Annotated in this window: 16 protein-coding genes and 2 tRNA genes; 13 read left to right on the top strand and 5 right to left on the bottom strand. The window is 70.9% G+C overall.

All coding sequences use genetic code 11. From position 1 onward, the window contains the following. Window positions 1-9: 9 nt before the first annotated feature. On the top strand, window positions 10-657 hold the full coding sequence (locus Sspor_RS18890; protein WP_202200181.1) for a hypothetical protein: 648 nt from the start codon (window positions 10-12) through the stop codon (window positions 655-657). Between the two features lie 101 nt (window positions 658-758). Here the strand turns inward: Sspor_RS18890 and Sspor_RS18885 are convergent, their stop codons facing one another. Next, window positions 759-1,004 (bottom strand): hypothetical protein, encoded by a 246-nt coding sequence (locus Sspor_RS18885; RefSeq protein WP_202200180.1) that lies wholly within the window; start codon window positions 1,002-1,004, stop codon window positions 759-761. A 1,064-nt stretch (window positions 1,005-2,068) separates the two neighbouring features. Here Sspor_RS18885 and Sspor_RS18880 point away from each other — a divergent pair. Continuing rightward, the gene (locus Sspor_RS18880; protein ID WP_202200179.1) at window positions 2,069-3,022 is read left to right on the top strand and encodes a hypothetical protein; all 954 of its coding nucleotides are present in this window, start codon (window positions 2,069-2,071) and stop codon (window positions 3,020-3,022) included. Window positions 3,023-3,156: 134 nt separating this feature from the next. Then, the gene (locus tag Sspor_RS18875; protein ID WP_237403923.1) at window positions 3,157-3,597 is read left to right on the top strand and encodes a DUF3574 domain-containing protein; all 441 of its coding nucleotides are present in this window, start codon (window positions 3,157-3,159) and stop codon (window positions 3,595-3,597) included. 135 nt (window positions 3,598-3,732) lie between these two features. On the opposite strand, the gene Sspor_RS18870 is transcribed toward Sspor_RS18875, so the two are convergent. Both Sspor_RS18870 and Sspor_RS18865 read right to left on the bottom strand, forming a co-directional pair. Next, a complete protein-coding gene (locus tag Sspor_RS18870) occupies window positions 3,733-4,389 on the bottom strand; it encodes an SDR family oxidoreductase (RefSeq protein WP_202200178.1) in 657 nt (218 codons plus the stop codon). 53 nt (window positions 4,390-4,442) lie between these two features. Further along, window positions 4,443-5,723 carry an amidohydrolase family protein gene (locus Sspor_RS18865; RefSeq protein WP_202200177.1) on the bottom strand — a complete coding sequence of 427 codons (1,281 nt, stop codon included), beginning with the start codon at window positions 5,721-5,723 and terminating at the stop codon, window positions 4,443-4,445. A gap of 344 nt (window positions 5,724-6,067) precedes the next feature. On the opposite strand from Sspor_RS18865, the gene Sspor_RS18860 reads away from it, so the two are divergent. The 10 genes from Sspor_RS18860 to Sspor_RS18815 all read left to right on the top strand — a co-directional run bounded on the left by Sspor_RS18860 (window position 6,068) and on the right by Sspor_RS18815 (window position 12,463). Continuing rightward, a tRNA-Thr gene (locus Sspor_RS18860) sits at window positions 6,068-6,140 on the top strand. A 48-nt stretch (window positions 6,141-6,188) separates the two neighbouring features. Beyond that, window positions 6,189-6,261, top strand: a tRNA-Met gene (locus Sspor_RS18855). A gap of 88 nt (window positions 6,262-6,349) precedes the next feature. After that, on the top strand, window positions 6,350-6,514 hold the full coding sequence (gene rpmG / locus Sspor_RS18850) for a 50S ribosomal protein L33 (protein ID WP_003956487.1): 165 nt from the start codon (window positions 6,350-6,352) through the stop codon (window positions 6,512-6,514). Window positions 6,515-6,701: 187 nt separating this feature from the next. Beyond that, window positions 6,702-7,154: a MaoC family dehydratase N-terminal domain-containing protein gene (locus Sspor_RS18845; protein ID WP_202200176.1), complete on the top strand. Its 453-nt coding sequence runs from the start codon at window positions 6,702-6,704 to the stop codon at window positions 7,152-7,154. A 1-nt stretch (window position 7,155) separates the two neighbouring features. Beyond that, window positions 7,156-7,584: a MaoC family dehydratase gene (locus Sspor_RS18840; RefSeq protein WP_202200175.1), complete on the top strand. Its 429-nt coding sequence runs from the start codon at window positions 7,156-7,158 to the stop codon at window positions 7,582-7,584. 745 nt (window positions 7,585-8,329) lie between these two features. Further along, on the top strand, window positions 8,330-8,899 hold the full coding sequence (locus tag Sspor_RS18835; protein WP_202200174.1) for a TetR/AcrR family transcriptional regulator: 570 nt from the start codon (window positions 8,330-8,332) through the stop codon (window positions 8,897-8,899). An 80-nt stretch (window positions 8,900-8,979) separates the two neighbouring features. Then, the gene (locus Sspor_RS18830) at window positions 8,980-10,431 is read left to right on the top strand and encodes an MFS transporter (RefSeq protein WP_202200173.1); all 1,452 of its coding nucleotides are present in this window, start codon (window positions 8,980-8,982) and stop codon (window positions 10,429-10,431) included. A gap of 64 nt (window positions 10,432-10,495) precedes the next feature. Then, window positions 10,496-10,894 (top strand): DUF3291 domain-containing protein, encoded by a 399-nt coding sequence (locus Sspor_RS18825; protein ID WP_202200172.1) that lies wholly within the window; start codon window positions 10,496-10,498, stop codon window positions 10,892-10,894. Beyond that, complete coding sequence (locus tag Sspor_RS18820; protein WP_266818834.1) at window positions 10,891-12,030, top strand: UDP-N-acetylmuramate dehydrogenase; 1,140 nt, start codon at window positions 10,891-10,893, stop codon at window positions 12,028-12,030. Before Sspor_RS18825 ends, Sspor_RS18820 begins: the two co-directional genes overlap by 4 nt. A 16-nt stretch (window positions 12,031-12,046) precedes the next feature. Next, entirely contained in the window at window positions 12,047-12,463 is a 417-nt protein-coding gene (locus Sspor_RS18815) for a hypothetical protein (RefSeq protein WP_202200170.1), read from the top strand. Here Sspor_RS18815 and Sspor_RS18810 read toward each other — a convergent pair. Beyond that, window positions 12,453-13,472, bottom strand: coding sequence for an adenosine deaminase (locus Sspor_RS18810; protein ID WP_202200169.1), 1,020 nt, complete (start codon window positions 13,470-13,472; stop codon window positions 12,453-12,455). The genes Sspor_RS18815 and Sspor_RS18810 overlap by 11 nt on opposite strands. 217 nt (window positions 13,473-13,689) lie before the next feature. Continuing rightward, entirely contained in the window at window positions 13,690-14,916 is a 1,227-nt protein-coding gene (locus Sspor_RS18805; protein ID WP_202200168.1) for a pyridoxal phosphate-dependent aminotransferase, read from the bottom strand. Window positions 14,917-15,041 lie beyond the last annotated feature (125 nt).

Genomic DNA, 15,041 nt, shown 5'->3' with positions numbered 1-15,041 from the left:
GGCGTGAGCATGACTCTCATGGCCATGCCCCCAGGCGAGCCCCCAACCGAGGAACCTCCTCCTGCTGCCCACTACGACACATTGAAGATGGAGTGGGAGGAGTTGCGGGCCGAACGGGCAAACCAGTACTCGCGCAATGCTTCCATCAGTGTGGTCGCAACAGCCTTGCTAGGGTTCGAAGGCGTGCTCGTCACTCGCCTTCCAGATCTCGATGTGCACGTTGGTCTGCGCACTGCCGCAATGATTGCGCTCAGTGTGAGCATCGTCCTGCTCCTGGACTGTCTCCTTGATATGCCTGGCCGTGGGCCTAAGGAATGGCGCAAGCGCAGCAAGCGGGCACTAGCAGCCAATGATCCATCCTCAATGAGGGAGGACGTGGAGGCATTGCCTCCTGCAGAGGCGGTCGTTAGACTCCTCCAGCGCTCCGGGAAGATGATCGAGGAGAATCACAACCTCCTCCTGAAGCGCCGACGGCATATGCTTCATGCAGCGGTAGGTCTCTTCGGTGTTGCTTTCGTGCTGCTAGGAGTGGGCGCGATCCTAACTGCCGTCGGTGGGACAAGCGCCATCTCTGACTTGGTGGGATCATGGCCGATCTTTACTATCACGTACTCGCCGCCGTTCACGGTTCGCTGGAGTCTGTCAGGCGGCGGATGACCAGTCGGCCCAGAACCACCTCAAGGGGGAAGGCCGAGGATGGGGCGGTGAAGGGAGGCGGCAAGCCGAGCCCTGTTACGGCGTACGTTCGCCCGGCGCGATCAAGGCCGGTAGAGACGCAGATCCGATCTCGACGGGCAGCTCCAGGGCAAGGGCGGGGCCTCCAGGAATTGACAGTTGAGCCGCAGCAAGGTGTCACCAGAGGCAAGCCGCGAGTAGCGCAGCCGGGCGAGCGCATGGCCGTGATCATGCCCGATGGTGGCATTCAGATGGTTGATGTCCAGCGTGTTGACTTGACCAAAATTGGCTACGTCGACACTGGCGAATTCGGACGCGGAGTTGACCAACCGGAATGCGAAGGGCGCGAATAGTTGTCTTCAGCCCTTGCTCGGGCGACTGCCCAGGCCACCGCGGGGTTCACTCCACCAATCCCCTAGCCGTTTGGCGTGCAACCGGAGCCGGGGCCAGAGCGGGTCGGAGAGAGCAGGCCTGGGCCTATTCTGTGGGCCGTCCAGGGATGGGCTGGCGATGCCCGAACAACGACCGCAACAACCACGACGGCCCCGGCGCTCGCGAGCGCCGATGCCATCCTTTCGGCTGCTTTAGACCCAGGTATCCAGCCACATGCGGTTGTGCCAGGAGCCCATCGGGATGGTCTGGCCCGTGTAGATCGGCCAGAAGTTCACGAAGTCCTCGCCCCCGGGGTGTGCCTCTGTCCGCCTCGTCTGCGCCTCCCGCGTAGCCGGGCGGAGCGGGACTATGCCGAGGTCTACATGACCAGCACACATGATCGGCGGTGACGCGATGGCCGGCCCCAAATGCGGGTGGCGCACAGAAAAGAACCGACCGTGCACCCGGGACGTGATGGGTCGCACTTCCCGTTGTTGGCAGCATCAGGGCAAGTGGTCTGCCCATGAGGCGGAGCGGCGTCGTAAGAAGGCTGCTGAAGAGAAGCTGAAGAAGCTCCGGCAGCGGTAGCGCTTGCGCCTCGTGCAAGATCAGGACGAGGTGTGGACGGCAAGGCGGTCGCCGAGCCGGATGGCTGCTTTCACCGCAGGTCAGAGGGCGTGCGTGCGTAGCCAAAGCGGAAGTCTGTAAATCTGCCGGCTCAGCCTACCCAGGTTCGAACCCTGGCGCCGCCACGCGAGTGGAACCCCCGTTCATCTGTGGAATCACAGTGAGCGGGGGTTCTGTCGTTCCCGGCCGGCCGCGGTCGCGACCCCGGCCCGGACGCGAGGCTGAACCTCGAACATTGCTCCGGGCAGATGAACTACTCACCTGCCTGGGCCACAGCCCCGGCCCTGCCAGCGTCACGGTGAGACCGGGGCCAGGTCGGATGGGCGGCGCGTGACGCACGCACCCCTCCCATCGCATCCCGCGGCAGCCCTCGGCGCCGGCGGGTAAGGAAGCCATGAACCTGAAGCATCAGTCGGCGACGATTCGACGGCCCCGGGGGCATTCCCGGGTTCTGCTCGCCTCCATCGCCGCTGCGGCGGCCCTCACCGGCCAGTTGATCGTCCTGGCTCCCGCCGCATCGGCGGACGGCCCCAAGCCGGCGGGCCACCAGAACGTGAAGCCCGTCGACGGCGGGAAGCACGGCCACTCGGAGCACGACAAGGGCAAGAAGCACGGCCCACCGGCCGTCCACGGCCTGAGGCAGTTCACCTCGGACAACACCTTCACGCCGCCGCCGGGCGTCACGTCGGTGTTCGTCCAGGCCTGGGGCGCCGGCGGTGGCGGCGGCGGTGGCGGCGGGTCCGCGCGCAACAACGGCGGCGGCAACCCGAACAACCCGAACAACCAGAACCCGAACGCCTCGGCCGACGGCACCGTGGAAGCGGACAGCGCCGCCGCCCGCAACAACACCGGCGGCCACGGTGGCGGCGGCGGTGGCGGCGGCTTCACCTGGTGCGTCATCCCCGTCACCCCCCTGACGGACTACGGGGTGGACGTCGGCACCGGAGGCGCCAACGGCCTGGGCGGCGCACCGGGCGCCAACGGCACCGCCGGAACCACCGGCACCACCACGTCGCTGACCGTGGCTTCGACCAACACCGTTCTCCTCACCGCCACCGGTGGCACCGGCGGCGGTGGCGGCGGCGCCGCGGACCGCGGTCCCGGCGACCCCGGCACGCCCGGCCTGGGCGGCAGCGGATCGTGCTCCTCGGGCGGTGTCAACCACTCCGGTGACCCGGGCAACGCCGACGGGACCGGCGGCGGCACCGCCGACGGCATCGTCGAGCTCCCGGCAGGCGCGGCCGTCGGCGGCGACGGCGGCCGCGGTGGCGGCACCAACCGCGCCATCGGCAACTCCGGCTCCCGCGGCAAGGACGGCGGCGACGGCTACGTCGTCATCTACTGGTAGCCGTACCGCCACACCGCAGCACAGCACCGACCGGAAGCCCGCCCGCCCGTCACGGGCGGGCGGGCTTCCCGCCGTCACCCGACGAGGCGCTGATCACGGCCGCAACGTCGGCGGCTCCGTCTCGTTCTCCAGGGGTGAAATGGACATCTGACACGCGCGGGAAGGTCGGCGGCGGGGTGCTCATGGCCCTGCTCGGCGCAGGGATCCCGGCTCTGGTGGGAGCGGCCCTCCACCCGGACGTCGGGCAGCCCTACCAGGAGACCCGGCTCTACTTCGGCACCCAGCGGGCCGACGGCCGCGACCCGGTCGAGGAACGCGAGTTCATGCGCTTCCTGGACCTGGAGATCACCCCCGCCTTCCCCGAGGGACTGACCCTCCACGACGGGTACGGCCAGTGGCGCGGCCAGGACGGCAAGATCGTCCGCGAGACCTCGTACGAAGTGGTCCTGCTCTACCCGGAGAAGGAGGCCGACGAGCGCAGCACGCGCATCGAGCGGATCCGCCAGGCGTACGAGGACCGGTACCAGCAGGACTCCGTCGGCCGGTCCGACGACAAGATCAGCGCCGGGTTCTGACCACCGGGCCACCGGACCACCGGACCACCGGGCCGCCGGGCCACCGGGCCACCGGGCCACCGGGTCATCGGGTCACCGACGGCGGGCCACCGGACGGCCCGACTGCCGATACGCCGGACTGCCAGGGCGTCGGCCTCAGTTGCCCGCCACGTCCTTCACGGCCACCTGCACCGGCGTCGAGCCCGAGACCAGCTCCAGGGTCAGGCCCGCCGTCGCCGGAGTCTCGACCAGCTCGGCCAGCACCGCCGCCACGTCGTCGCGCGGGACGGCCCCACGGCCCGTCCGCGCCTCCAGACGGACCAGGCCCGTCCCGGCGTCGTCGATCAGCGAACCGGGCCGCAGAACGGTCCACTCCAGGCCCAGCCGGGTCCGTACGTGGTCATCGGCCTCGCCCTTGGCCCGCAGGTACGCGTCGAAGACCTCGTCGCCTCCATGGTGCGAGTCGGCACCCATCGAGGAGACCATCAGGAAGCGCCGTACACGGGCCCGTTCGGCGGCGTCGGCGAACAGCACCGCCGCGCCCCGGTCCACGGTGTCCTTGCGCCCGATCCCGCTGCCGGGGCCCGCACCGGCCGCGAACACCGCCACGTCCGCGCCCTGCAGGATCCCCGCCACATGCTCCACCGAGGCCGACTCCAGATCGCAGAGCACCGGCTCGGCGCCGGCCTGCCTCAGGTCGTCGCCCTGTCCCGGATCGCGGACGATGCCCGCGACCTCGTACCCGCGCGCGGCGAGCAGGCGCTCCAGCCGCAGCGCGATCTGACCGTGTCCACCCGCGATGACGATGCGCATGACCCGACCGTACGACGAGCCGGGCGCCGACGCCCGCGAGCGGACGGCGAACTTCAGGGCCCCGGCTCCGTACGGCCCTGCCGGGGCAGGTCCAGGGCCACCGCGACGGCGGAGTCGCAGTACTCCCGTACGGCACTCGTACGGGCTACCACGCGCCCGCGGTGGATCACGATCCGGCTGTACGCGAGGGACAGCACGCCCGCGATCCGGTCGCCGCGTACGGCGAGCAGCTCCGCCGGGAAACCGGCCTCCACCCGCACCTCCGGCAGGCCCATGGCCTCACGGACGCAGCCGCTGACGGACTCGTAGGCCTCGGCCGCCCGGAGCCCTCCCTGGGAGGCCAGCAGGTACGCGGCCTCCAGCGGGTCCCCGCGGCCCACGGGGTTCCCGGCGTCGCGCAGCGCCCCGCTGCCGGCCGCGACGCGCACACCGGCGGCCCGCAGCAGCCGGACGGGTGCCGTGCGCAGGCCGCGGCGTTCCAGGGCCGCGCAGTCGCCCTGGGGCAGGCAGGTGACCCGTACGCCGGCCGCGGCCAGTTGGTCGGCGGCGCGGGCGGCGGCGTCCATCGGGAGCCGGGAAAGGCCGCCGCAGGGGCCGATGGTCACTCCGGGGCGCAGTCCGCCGGCCATCGCCGCGAGCCGGGCCAGGCGGCCCGGATCGTCACCGTCCGTGTGCAGATCGACGGGGCAGCCGTGCTCGGCCGCGAGTTCCAGTACGGCTTCGAGGAAGCCCGTCGGGTCCGGGTCCAGGTCCGGGCAGCCGCCGATCACCGAGGCGCCCATCTTGACCGCGTCCCGCAGCATGGCCAGCCCGTCCGCGCCGGCCACCCCGGTCAGCAGCCGGGGGACGGCCACGGCGGTGAGGTCGGCGAGCCCCCGCAGGGAGCGGCGGGCCTGGAGCACGGCTTCCATGGGCCCGAGGCCGTGCACGTCGCCGATGCGGACGTGGGAGCGGACGGCGGTGGCGCCGTGGCCGAGCTGGAGCAGGGCGGCCTCGGTGGCCCGGCGCTGCACCTCGTCGGGGGTGTAGGAGACGGGCCCCTCGGCGTCCGCGGTCAGCGCGGTGTCCCCGTGGGCGTGCGGCTCGGCGGGGGCGGGGAGCAGCAGGTAGCCGGTCAGGTCCACCCGGGACAGCGCGGGGGAGGGGAGGCTGCCGGTGGTGCCGACGGCCTGGATCCGGCCGCCGCCGAGGCGGACGTCGACGGTACGGCCGTCGGTGAGGCGGGCCCCGGCGAGCAGCAGGGTGGTGGCCTCGGCCGCGGACGCGTTGCCGTTGCCATTGCCGTTTCCGCTGCGAGGCGAATGGAACGGCTGCTGCGGCTGGCTGTCGGACATCGCGCTCCTGCGGTGGCTCGGGCGGTTCCTGGAGCCGTGGCCCGCGGCCCAAGATCACGCAGCGTGCTCCAGAGCCTAGGGCGCGGCGCGCCCCGCTTCGCGGAAGAGCGCAATAGTCGTACCGGTGTGGTGCCACGCGCCGGAGCGCCCGCGCGTGCGCCCCGACGGGCTCCGGTGCCCCGACCGGCGGTCGCGCGACTGTGAGCCCGGCCACAATCTGCCCGAGAAGTGGGGCGGAAGTGATCCACGGGTTGATCGGGAACGGCTCGCGAACCCCGTCGGAGCCCGGTCCCCGCAAAGGATTTGGGCGATCGGCAGGCAACCGTGTAATGTCTTCATCGCTCGCCCCAATAGCTCAGTCGGTAGAGCGTCTCCATGGTAAGGAGAAGGTCTGCGGTTCGATTCCGCATTGGGGCTCTGGTGAGAGAGGTTCCCCACCCTCGGGTGGGGAGCTGATCACATCAAAGCGGCGTAGCTCAGTCGGTAGAGCAAGCGGCTCATAATCGCTGTGTCACCGGTTCAAGTCCGGTCGCCGCTACACACAGTAGCCGATTGCGGGGTCGGTCTCCCGGTCGGCTACTCTTGTATGCGTTCATCCGTCCCAATTTCCGTCAAGGAGCACTCACGTGGCTGCCACCGACGTCCGCCCGAAGATCACGCTGGCCTGCGTGGAGTGCAAGGAGCGGAACTACATCACCAAGAAGAACCGGCGTAACAACCCGGACCGTCTTGAGATGAAGAAGCACTGCCCGCGCTGCAACTCGCACACCGCGCACCGCGAGACCCGCTGACCCCAGCGAAGTCTCGAATAACAGGCACCGTCATGAGGTCGTCCCCTTCATTGGGGGCGGCCTCGTGTCGTTTCCGTACCGCCCGTCTTCGTGTTCCTGTCTTCCCGTCTTCCCGTCTTCCTGTCTTGTCGTCTTCCCGTCTTTGTTCTTGCGGCATTCGTGTCCCTTCATCAGGAGGTAGTGAGTCATGGCTCTCGACCAGTCCTTCGTGGGGCGGAGCTACCCGCCCACCGATCCGTACGAGGTCGGCCGGGAGAAGATCCGCGAATTCGCGGCTGCGGTGGGTGACACCAATCCCGTCTACAGCGATCCCGAAGCCGCGAAGTCGCACGGCTACCCCGATGTGATCGCTCCTCCGACTTTTGTGTTCGCGATCACTTTCAAGGCCGCCGGCCATGTCGTCGAGGACCCCCAGCTGGGTCTGGACTACAGCCGCGTCGTGCACGGCGACCAGAAGTTCGCGTACTCCCGCCCGGTGCGTGCCGGTGACCGTCTGTCAGTGGTCTCCACCATCGAGTCCGTGAAGTCGCTCGCGGGCAACGACGTCATCGACATCCGCGGCGAGGTCCACGACGAGACCGGCGAGCACGTGGTGACGGCGTGGACGAAGCTCGTCTCCCGCGCCCCCGAGGAGGCCTGACATGGCAGCGCAGATCCAGTACGCCGACGTCGAGGTCGGCACCGAGCTGCCGGCGGCGTCCTTCCCCGTGACGCGCGCCACGCTCGTCCAGTACGCGGGCGCCTCGGGTGACTTCAACCCGATCCACTGGAATGAGAAGTTCGCCAAGGAGGTCGGACTGCCGGACGTGATCGCGCACGGCATGTTCACCATGGCCGAGGCGATCCGCGTGGTCACCGACTGGGTCGGCGACCCGGGCGCGGTGGTCGAGTACGGCGTGCGCTTCACCAGGCCGGTCGTGGTCCCCAACGACGACCAGGGCGGCCTGATCGAGGTCACCGCGAAGGTCGCCGCGAAGCTGGACGACAACCGCGTCCGCGTCGACCTGACGGCCACGAGCGCGGGCCAGAAGGTACTGGGCATGTCCCGCGCGGTGGTCGAACTGGCCTGAGCCGACAGGCGAACCAGGCGGGGCGGGGCAGGGGTGGGGCGAAGCAGGGCAGGGCAGGGCGGGGGTGAGGCGGGGCGCGGAATGGCGCCCCGCCTTGCGCCCGCCTTTCGCCTTCCGCGTGCGGTGTGCTGGGCGGGAGCTGCTCGGGCGGTGGTCAGTGATGTGTATGGGGGTTTCCCGTCAGTCTCATCGTTTCTCCGTGTCGGGCCGGTCCCTCAAGGGCGCTCGTTCCTCGCGTCGCTTCGCGATGGCCTTCGGCCACCCTTGACCGACCGTCCCGCCCCGGAAATCCGAAGACTGACGGGAAGCCCCCAAAAGAACGAGCCGGGCACTCAAGACAGGGACGGGGCGGCCAGAGACCCCCTGCCCGGTCCCGGGTGGGCGCGCTCCCGAGGCGGGGCCCATCCGGACCCGGGCCCGGGTCGGGGGAAGCGCACCACATCGCTACGCGCTCCCCATCTCTCGGCGTCCGACGGCCGTCCTGGGCTGGACATAGGCCGCCCACGCTCCCGGTCCCACGCTCGACGTGCGTATCCACGACGAAATAGCCGGAGTCTCGCGTGTTTTCACCCCGGGGCGACGGTCAGGCGCAGGCAAAGAGGGCCCTCGGTGCGCCTGGGCGCGCCGGTCGTCGGCTGCTGTCCCTCCCCTCGCGCCCTGCCTTCGTGGGTTCCGCCGCGCCTTTCCGCCTTCGGCCGTCCGGCGTCCCCTTGACTGGTTAGTGATTGCGTACTAACTTTGCCTCATGGTCAGGATGAGCGCAGACGAGCGGCGTGAGAGCGTCATTCGGGCGGCGATGCACGAGTTCGCGCGTGGGGGTTACTACGGGACCTCCACCGAGGCGATCGCCAAGCGGGTGGGGGTTTCGCAGCCGTATCTCTTCCGGCTCTTCCCGAACAAGCCCGCCATCTTCCTCGCCGCGGCCGAGCGCTGCATGAGGGATACGCGGGAGGTCTTCGCCGAGGCGGCCGAAGGGCTGCACGGTGAGGAGGCCACCCAGGCCATGGCGAACGCCTACACCCGGCTGATCTCCGAGGATCCCGACAAGCTCCAGATGCAGCTCCAGATGTACGTCACCGTCGCCGCCGCCGAGGCGGCCGGGGACCACGAGCTCGGCGAGGTCGTGCGCGAGGGCTGGATGAAACTCTGGGACACCGTCAACGTGCCCTTCGGTGGGGACGCCGGCGAGACCACGACCTTCATGGCGTACGGAATGCTCATCAACACCCTCGCCGCCATGGGGTTCCCGCCCGGGCACCGGGTCTGGGGAGGGCTCTACCCGTCGGCAGGCACCACGGGCCACCTGGAGAAGTGAGAGCGCGCGCGGTCTGTCCGCGCGCATTTTCCTGGCCATGAAAGTTAGTCAGCAATAACTAACAAACCGCAGGGGGAACCGTGCACACGCAACAGCCGGACACCAAGCTCCGCGGGCCCGCCGTCTGGGCCCTGATCCTCACCGGGGTGGCCAGCTTCATGGCCGCACTCGACAACCTGGTCGTCACCACCGCCCTCCCCGCCATCCGTGAGGACCTCGGCGGCAAGCTGGAGGATCTGGAATGGACGGTGAACGCCTACACGCTCACCTTCGCCGTCCTCCTCATGTTCGGCGCCGCCCTCGGGGACCGCTTCGGCCGCCGCCGACTGTTCGTCGTGGGCCTCTCGGTCTTCACCGGCGCCTCCGCCGCGGCCGCCCTCTCGCCCGGCATCGACGCGCTCATCGCCGCCCGCGCCGTGCAGGGCGTCGGCGCGGCGATCATGATGCCGCTCACGCTCACCCTGCTCACCGCCGCCGTTCCGGCCGCCCGCCGCGGTATGGCCCTCGGGATCTACGGCGCCGTCACCGGCCTCGCCGTCGCCAGCGGCCCCCTGATCGGCGGCAGCCTCACCGAGCACATCTCCTGGCAGTGGATCTTCTGGCTCAACGTGCCGACAGGCCTCGCCCTGATCCCGCTCGCCCGCCTGCGCCTCACCGAGTCCACCGCCCCCGGCGCGCGCCTCGACATCCCGGGCACCCTGCTCATCAGCGGCGGCCTCTTCGGCATCGTCTACGCCCTGGTCAACGCCAACTCCGAGGGCTGGACCAGCGCCCCCGTCCTGACCGGCCTGATCGTCGGCGGCGCGCTCGTCGGCGGCTTCGTCCACCACGGCCTCAACAGCGCCAACCCCATGCTCCCCATGCGGCTCTTCCGGGACCGGGGCTTCCTCGGCATCAACCTGGCCAGCCTGCTGATGTTCCTCGGCATGTTCGGCTCGATCTTCCTGCTCAGCCAGTTCCTCCAGGGCGTCGCCGGCTACTCGCCCACCGAAGCGGGCCTGCGCATGCTCCCCTGGACCGGAATGCCGATGATCGTCGCCCCGCTGGCCGGCATCCTCTCCGACCGCATCGGCGGCCGCCCCGTCGTCGCCGCCGGGCTCGCCTTCCAGGCCCTCGGCCTCGGCTGGTTCGCCGCCATCCTGAGCGCGGACGTCTCGTACGCTGCCCAGCTCCCGCCGCTGATCCTCAGCGGGATCGGCATGGCCCTCTACTTCGCCCCCGCCGCCAACGTCCTGATGTCCACCGTGCGGCCCGCCGACCAGGGCAGGGCCTCCGGCGCCAACAACGCTCTGCGCGAGCTCGGCGGAGCGCTCGGCGTCGCGGTCCTGGCCTCCGTCTTCTCCGCACAGGGCGGCTACGAATCGCCGACCGCCTTCACCGACGGCACCGTCCCCGCCCTGTGGATCGGCGCCGGCGCGGTCGCCCTCGCCGCCGCCCTGGCCCTGCTGGTGCCCGGCAGGGGCAAGGCCGCCCGAGCCGCCGCCGACAGCCGGATCACCCCCGTCCCGGAGAAGGTCCCGGCCGCGAGCTGACCCGCCCGCACACAGCCCGGTACACACCCCGTACGCCCCGCCCCGCAGCCAAGGAGCGCCCGCCGTGCCCGACATTCCCTGGTCCACGCCCACCCCGGCCGCCCCCGACGCAGAGGTCTACGTCATGGCCTCCCGTTTCGAGACCGCCACCCTCACCGGCGCCGTCAGGTTCTTCCTCAAGGCGCCCGGCATCATCCGCCAGATCCGCAAGGCACCCGGTGCCCACGGCGTCGCCCTGCGGGCCCGCGTCCCGCGCCGCACCTTCCTCACCCTCTCCGCATGGGAGGACCGGGACGCGCTCTACCGCTTCGCCCGCAGCGAGCCCCACCGTTCCAGTTCCCGTGCCGCGAGCACGTACATGAAGGAGTCGGCCTTCACCTACTGGACCGGTCCGGCCAGCGAGCTCCCGCTCACCTGGGCCGAGGCCGAACGCCGCCTCGCCGAGCAGGAGACGCCCCGCTGACCCGGCCGGTACGGGGGACGAGTGAGTACGGTCCGTGGCCCCGCAGGGATGCGAGGGGCGCGGACCGTACTCTTGTCCACGTGCAGGAACTCCACGATGCCCCCCTCGCCCCGCTGACCACCTTCCGTCTCGGTGGCCCCGCCGCCCGTCTGGTCACCGCGACCACCGACGCCGAGGTCGTCGCCACCGTGCGCGCCGCGGACGAGAGCGGAACCCCGCTCCTGATCATCGGTGGCGGCAGCAACCTGGTCATCGGCGACCGGGGCTTCGACGGCACCGCCCTGCGTATCGCGACCACCGGCTTCACCCTCGACGGCACCACGCTGGAGCTCGCCGCGGGCGAGAACTGGAGCGACGCCGTCGCCCGTACCGTCGAGGCCGGTCTCGCCGGCATCGAGTGCCTCGCCGGGATCCCCGGCTCGGCCGGCGCCACCCCGATCCAGAACGTCGGGGCGTACGGCCAGGAGGTCTGCGACACCATCACCGAGGTCGTCGCCTACGACCGCACCACTGGCGAAACGGTCACCCTGAGCGCCGCCGAGTGCGCCTTCCGGTACCGCAACAGCACCTTCAAGGACCAGCCCGACCGCTACGTCGTGCTGCGCGTGCGCTTCGCCCTGGAGGACGCCGGCGGCCTGTCCGCGCCGATCAAGTACCCCGAGACCGCCCGCGCCCTCGGCGTCGGGGCCGGTGACCGGGTCCCCGCCGCCACCGCCCGCGAGACCGTGCTGCGCCTGCGCGCCGGCAAGGGCATGGTCCTCGACCCCGCCGACCACGACACCTGGTCGGCCGGCTCCTTCTTCCACAACCCGATCCTGACCGACGAGGCCTACGCCGCCTTCCTCGCCCGTGCCCAGGACCGGCTCGGCCCCGACACCGCCCCGCCCGCGTACCCCGCCGGCGAAGGCCGTACGAAGACCAGCGCGGCCTGGCTGATCGACAAGGCCGGTTTCACCAAGGGCTACGGCACCGGCCCCGCGCGCATCTCCACCAAGCACACCCTCGCCCTCACCAACCGCGGCGAGGCCACCACCGAGGACCTCCTCGTCCTGGCCCGCGAGGTCGTCGCGGGCGTCCACGCGGCCTTCGGCGTCACCCTGGTCAACGAGCCGGTGACGGTCGGCGTCAGCATCTGAGGAGCCCCGGCCGCCCATGCTCTGTCCCCTGCACGGGGCCGGTACGGACCCCACCCGTCTCGTGGGGCGCACGCTCAGCCGAGTCGTCGCGTCCTGGCACATCAGTGACGGCGAACGTTCCGAGGCGCCCCTCGACGTCTGGCTGATCGACAGCATCGGCGACACCATCCGGATCACCACAGGATCGGACCAGTGCCTCATCGTCGAGTCCGCCACCCCGCACGAGGCGTACGACATGGGGGAGTGGGGCCGCATCGAGGTCGGGGAGGACCTCGGCGACCACCCCTTCCTGCGGCACCTCGGCGAGACCGTCGCCTCGGTCGCCGAGTTCGCCCTGCCCGAACAGGGCCGTACCCACCTGGAGATCGGCTTCCTGGACGGCGGACGGGTCCGCGCCGACTGCTACGAGGGGGACCTGCGGCTCACCCGGTGAGCCAGTGGTCGATCCCCGCGAGCAGCTTGGCCTGCACCTCGTCCGGCGCCGCGCTGCCGCGTACCGACTGACGGGCCAGCTCGGCGAGCTCTGCGTCCGTGAAGGCGTGGTGGCGGCGGGCGATCTCGTACTGGGCCGCGAGCCGGGACCCGAAGAGCAGCGGGTCGTCGGCGCCCAGCGCCATGGGGACCCCCGCCTCGAAGAGGGTGCGCAGCGGGACGTCCTCGGGCCGCTCGTAGACCCCGAGGGCGACGTTGGAGGCCGGGCAGACCTCGCAGGTGATCTGCCGGTCCGCGAGCCGCTTGAGCAGCCTGGGATCCTCGGCCGCCCGCACCCCGTGCCCGATGCGGGAGGCGTGCAGGTCGTCGAGGCAGTCGCGGACGGAGGCCGGGCCGGTGAGCTCGCCGCCGTGCGGGGCGGCGAGGAGGCCGCCCTCGCGGGCGATGGCGAAGGCCCGGTCGAAGTCACGGGCCATGCCGCGGCGCTCGTCGTTGGAGAGCCCGAAGCCGACGATGCCGCGGTCGGCGTAGCGGACGGCGAGGCGGGCGAGGGTGCGGGCGTCGAGGGGGTGCTTCATGCGGTTGGCGGCGATGAGGACCCGCATGCCGAGGCCGGTCTCGCGGGAGGCCGCGTCGACGGCGTCGAGGATGATCTCGACGGCCGGGATCATCCCGCCGAGCAGCGGGGCGTAGGAGGTGGGATCCACCTGGATCTCCAGCCAGCCGCTGCCGTCCTTGACGTCCTCCTCGGCGGCCTCGCGGACCAGGCGCCGGATGTCGTCGGGCTCGCGCAGGCAGGAGCGGGCGGCGTCGTAGAGCCGCTGGAAGCGGAACCAGCCGCGCTCGTCGGTGGCGCGGAGCTTGGGGGGTTCGCCGGCGGTGAGGGCGTCCGGGAGCCGGACGCCGTACTTGTCGGCGAGCTCCAGGAGGGTCGATGGTCGCATCGACCCGGTGAAGTGCAGGTGGAGGTGGGCCTTGGGCAGAAGCGTGAGATCGCGTGCGTGCTCCATCTGGTGATCCTGCCGTACCGCTGCGCTCGGCGGGAGGGGGTTTTACCGATCGGGGGCTTGCGCGAACGCGTGAGCGGGGGCGGATCCGCTGCGCGGGGGCCTTCCGGGCGCCGCCCCGGACCCCGCGCCTCAATCGCCGGCGGGGGGATATGCCTGAGCGGCGCCGCCCCGTACAGGGGAGACGCCGCTCAGGTTCGGGCTGCGGGCCGCGTCAGGCCTAGGCCTTGGCCTCGGCCAGGAGCTTCTGGATGCGGGACACGCCCTCCACCAGGTCCTCGTCGCCCAGGGCGTAGGACAGGCGCAGGTAGCCGGGGGTGCCGAAGGCCTCGCCCGGGACGACCGCGACCTCGACCTCGTCCAGGATCAGCGCGGCGAGCTCGACGGAGCTCTGCGGGCGCTTGCCGCGGATCTCCTTGCCGATCAGGTCCTTGACCGACGGGTACGCGTAGAACGCGCCCTCGGGGGTCGGGCAGAAGACGCCGTCGATCTCGTTCAGCATCTTCACCATCGTCTGGCGGCGGCGGTCGAAGGCCTTGCGCATCTCCGCGACCGCGTCCAGGTTGCCCGAGACGGCGGCCAGCGCGGCGACCTGGGCCACGTTGGACACGTTGGAGGTGGCGTGCGACTGCAGGTTGGTCGCCGCCTTGATGACGTCCTGCGGGGCGATGACCCAGCCCACGCGCCAGCCGGTCATCGCGTACGTCTTGGCGACGCCGTTGACGATGATGCACTTGTCGCGCAGGGCCGGGACCAGGACCGGCAGCGAGGTGAACTTCGCCTCGCCGTAGACCAGGTGCTCGTAGATCTCGTCCGTCAGGACCCACAGGCCGTGCTCGGCGGCCCACTCGCCGATCGCCTTCGCGTCGGCCTCGCTGTAGACGGCGCCCGTCGGGTTGGACGGGGAGACGAACAGGACGACCTTGGTGCGCTCGGTGCGCGCGGCCTCCAGCTGCTCGACGGAGACGCGGTAGTTCGTGGTCTCGTCGGCGACGACCTCGACCGGGACACCGCCGGCGAGACGGATGGACTCCGGGTAGGTGGTCCAGTACGGAGCCGGGACGATGACCTCGTCACCCGGGTCCAGGACGGCCGCGAAGGCCTCGTAGATCGCCTGCTTGCCGCCGTTGGTCACCAGGACCTGCGAGGCCTCGACCTCGTAGCCGGAGTCGCGCAGCGTCTTGGCGGCGATCGCGGCCTTCAGCTCGGGCAGGCCGCCGGCCGGCGTGTAGCGGTGGTACTTCGGGTTGCGGCAGGCCTCGACCGCCGCCTCGACGATGTAGTCCGGGGTCGGGAAGTCGGGCTCGCCGGCGCCGAAGCCGATCACCGGGCGTCCGGCGGCCTTGAGGGCCTTGGCCTTGGCGTCCACGGCGAGGGTGGCGGACTCGGAAATGGCGCCGATACGGGCGGACACCCGGCGCTCGGAGGAAGGCGTTGCAGAGGTCATACGAGCAATCGTCCCAGACGGCAAAGAAGCGCCGCACACCGTTTCAGTCAACGGACCGACGCATGTCAGCTCGGGTGCTGTTCGACGTCACGGCCCGGTTCACGTACACTCACCTGTCGTTGGAC

Origin of the sequence: Streptomyces spororaveus (assembly GCF_016755875.1) — a bacterium.
GTDB lineage: Bacteria > Actinomycetota > Actinomycetes > Streptomycetales > Streptomycetaceae > Streptomyces > Streptomyces spororaveus.
The sequence above is the reverse complement of the archived record's forward strand: the minus strand, read 5'-3'. Positions and strand labels throughout refer to the sequence as shown.

Coding starts and splice junctions, on each gene's coding strand:
- Sspor_RS18890 (WP_202200181.1), top strand. CDS start 10: ATGACTCTCATGGCCATGCCCCCAGGCGAGCCCCCAACCGAGGAACCT.
- Sspor_RS18880 (WP_202200179.1), top strand. CDS start 2,069: ATGAACCTGAAGCATCAGTCGGCGACGATTCGACGGCCCCGGGGGCAT.
- Sspor_RS18870 (WP_202200178.1), bottom strand. CDS start 4,389: ATGCGCATCGTCATCGCGGGTGGACACGGTCAGATCGCGCTGCGGCTG.
- Sspor_RS18865 (WP_202200177.1), bottom strand. CDS start 5,723: ATGTCCGACAGCCAGCCGCAGCAGCCGTTCCATTCGCCTCGCAGCGGA.
- Sspor_RS18845 (WP_202200176.1), top strand. CDS start 6,702: ATGGCTCTCGACCAGTCCTTCGTGGGGCGGAGCTACCCGCCCACCGAT.
- Sspor_RS18840 (WP_202200175.1), top strand. CDS start 7,156: ATGGCAGCGCAGATCCAGTACGCCGACGTCGAGGTCGGCACCGAGCTG.
- Sspor_RS18835 (WP_202200174.1), top strand. CDS start 8,330: ATGGTCAGGATGAGCGCAGACGAGCGGCGTGAGAGCGTCATTCGGGCG.
- Sspor_RS18815 (WP_202200170.1), top strand. CDS start 12,047: ATGCTCTGTCCCCTGCACGGGGCCGGTACGGACCCCACCCGTCTCGTG.
- Sspor_RS18810 (WP_202200169.1), bottom strand. CDS start 13,472: ATGGAGCACGCACGCGATCTCACGCTTCTGCCCAAGGCCCACCTCCAC.
- Sspor_RS18805 (WP_202200168.1), bottom strand. CDS start 14,916: ATGACCTCTGCAACGCCTTCCTCCGAGCGCCGGGTGTCCGCCCGTATC.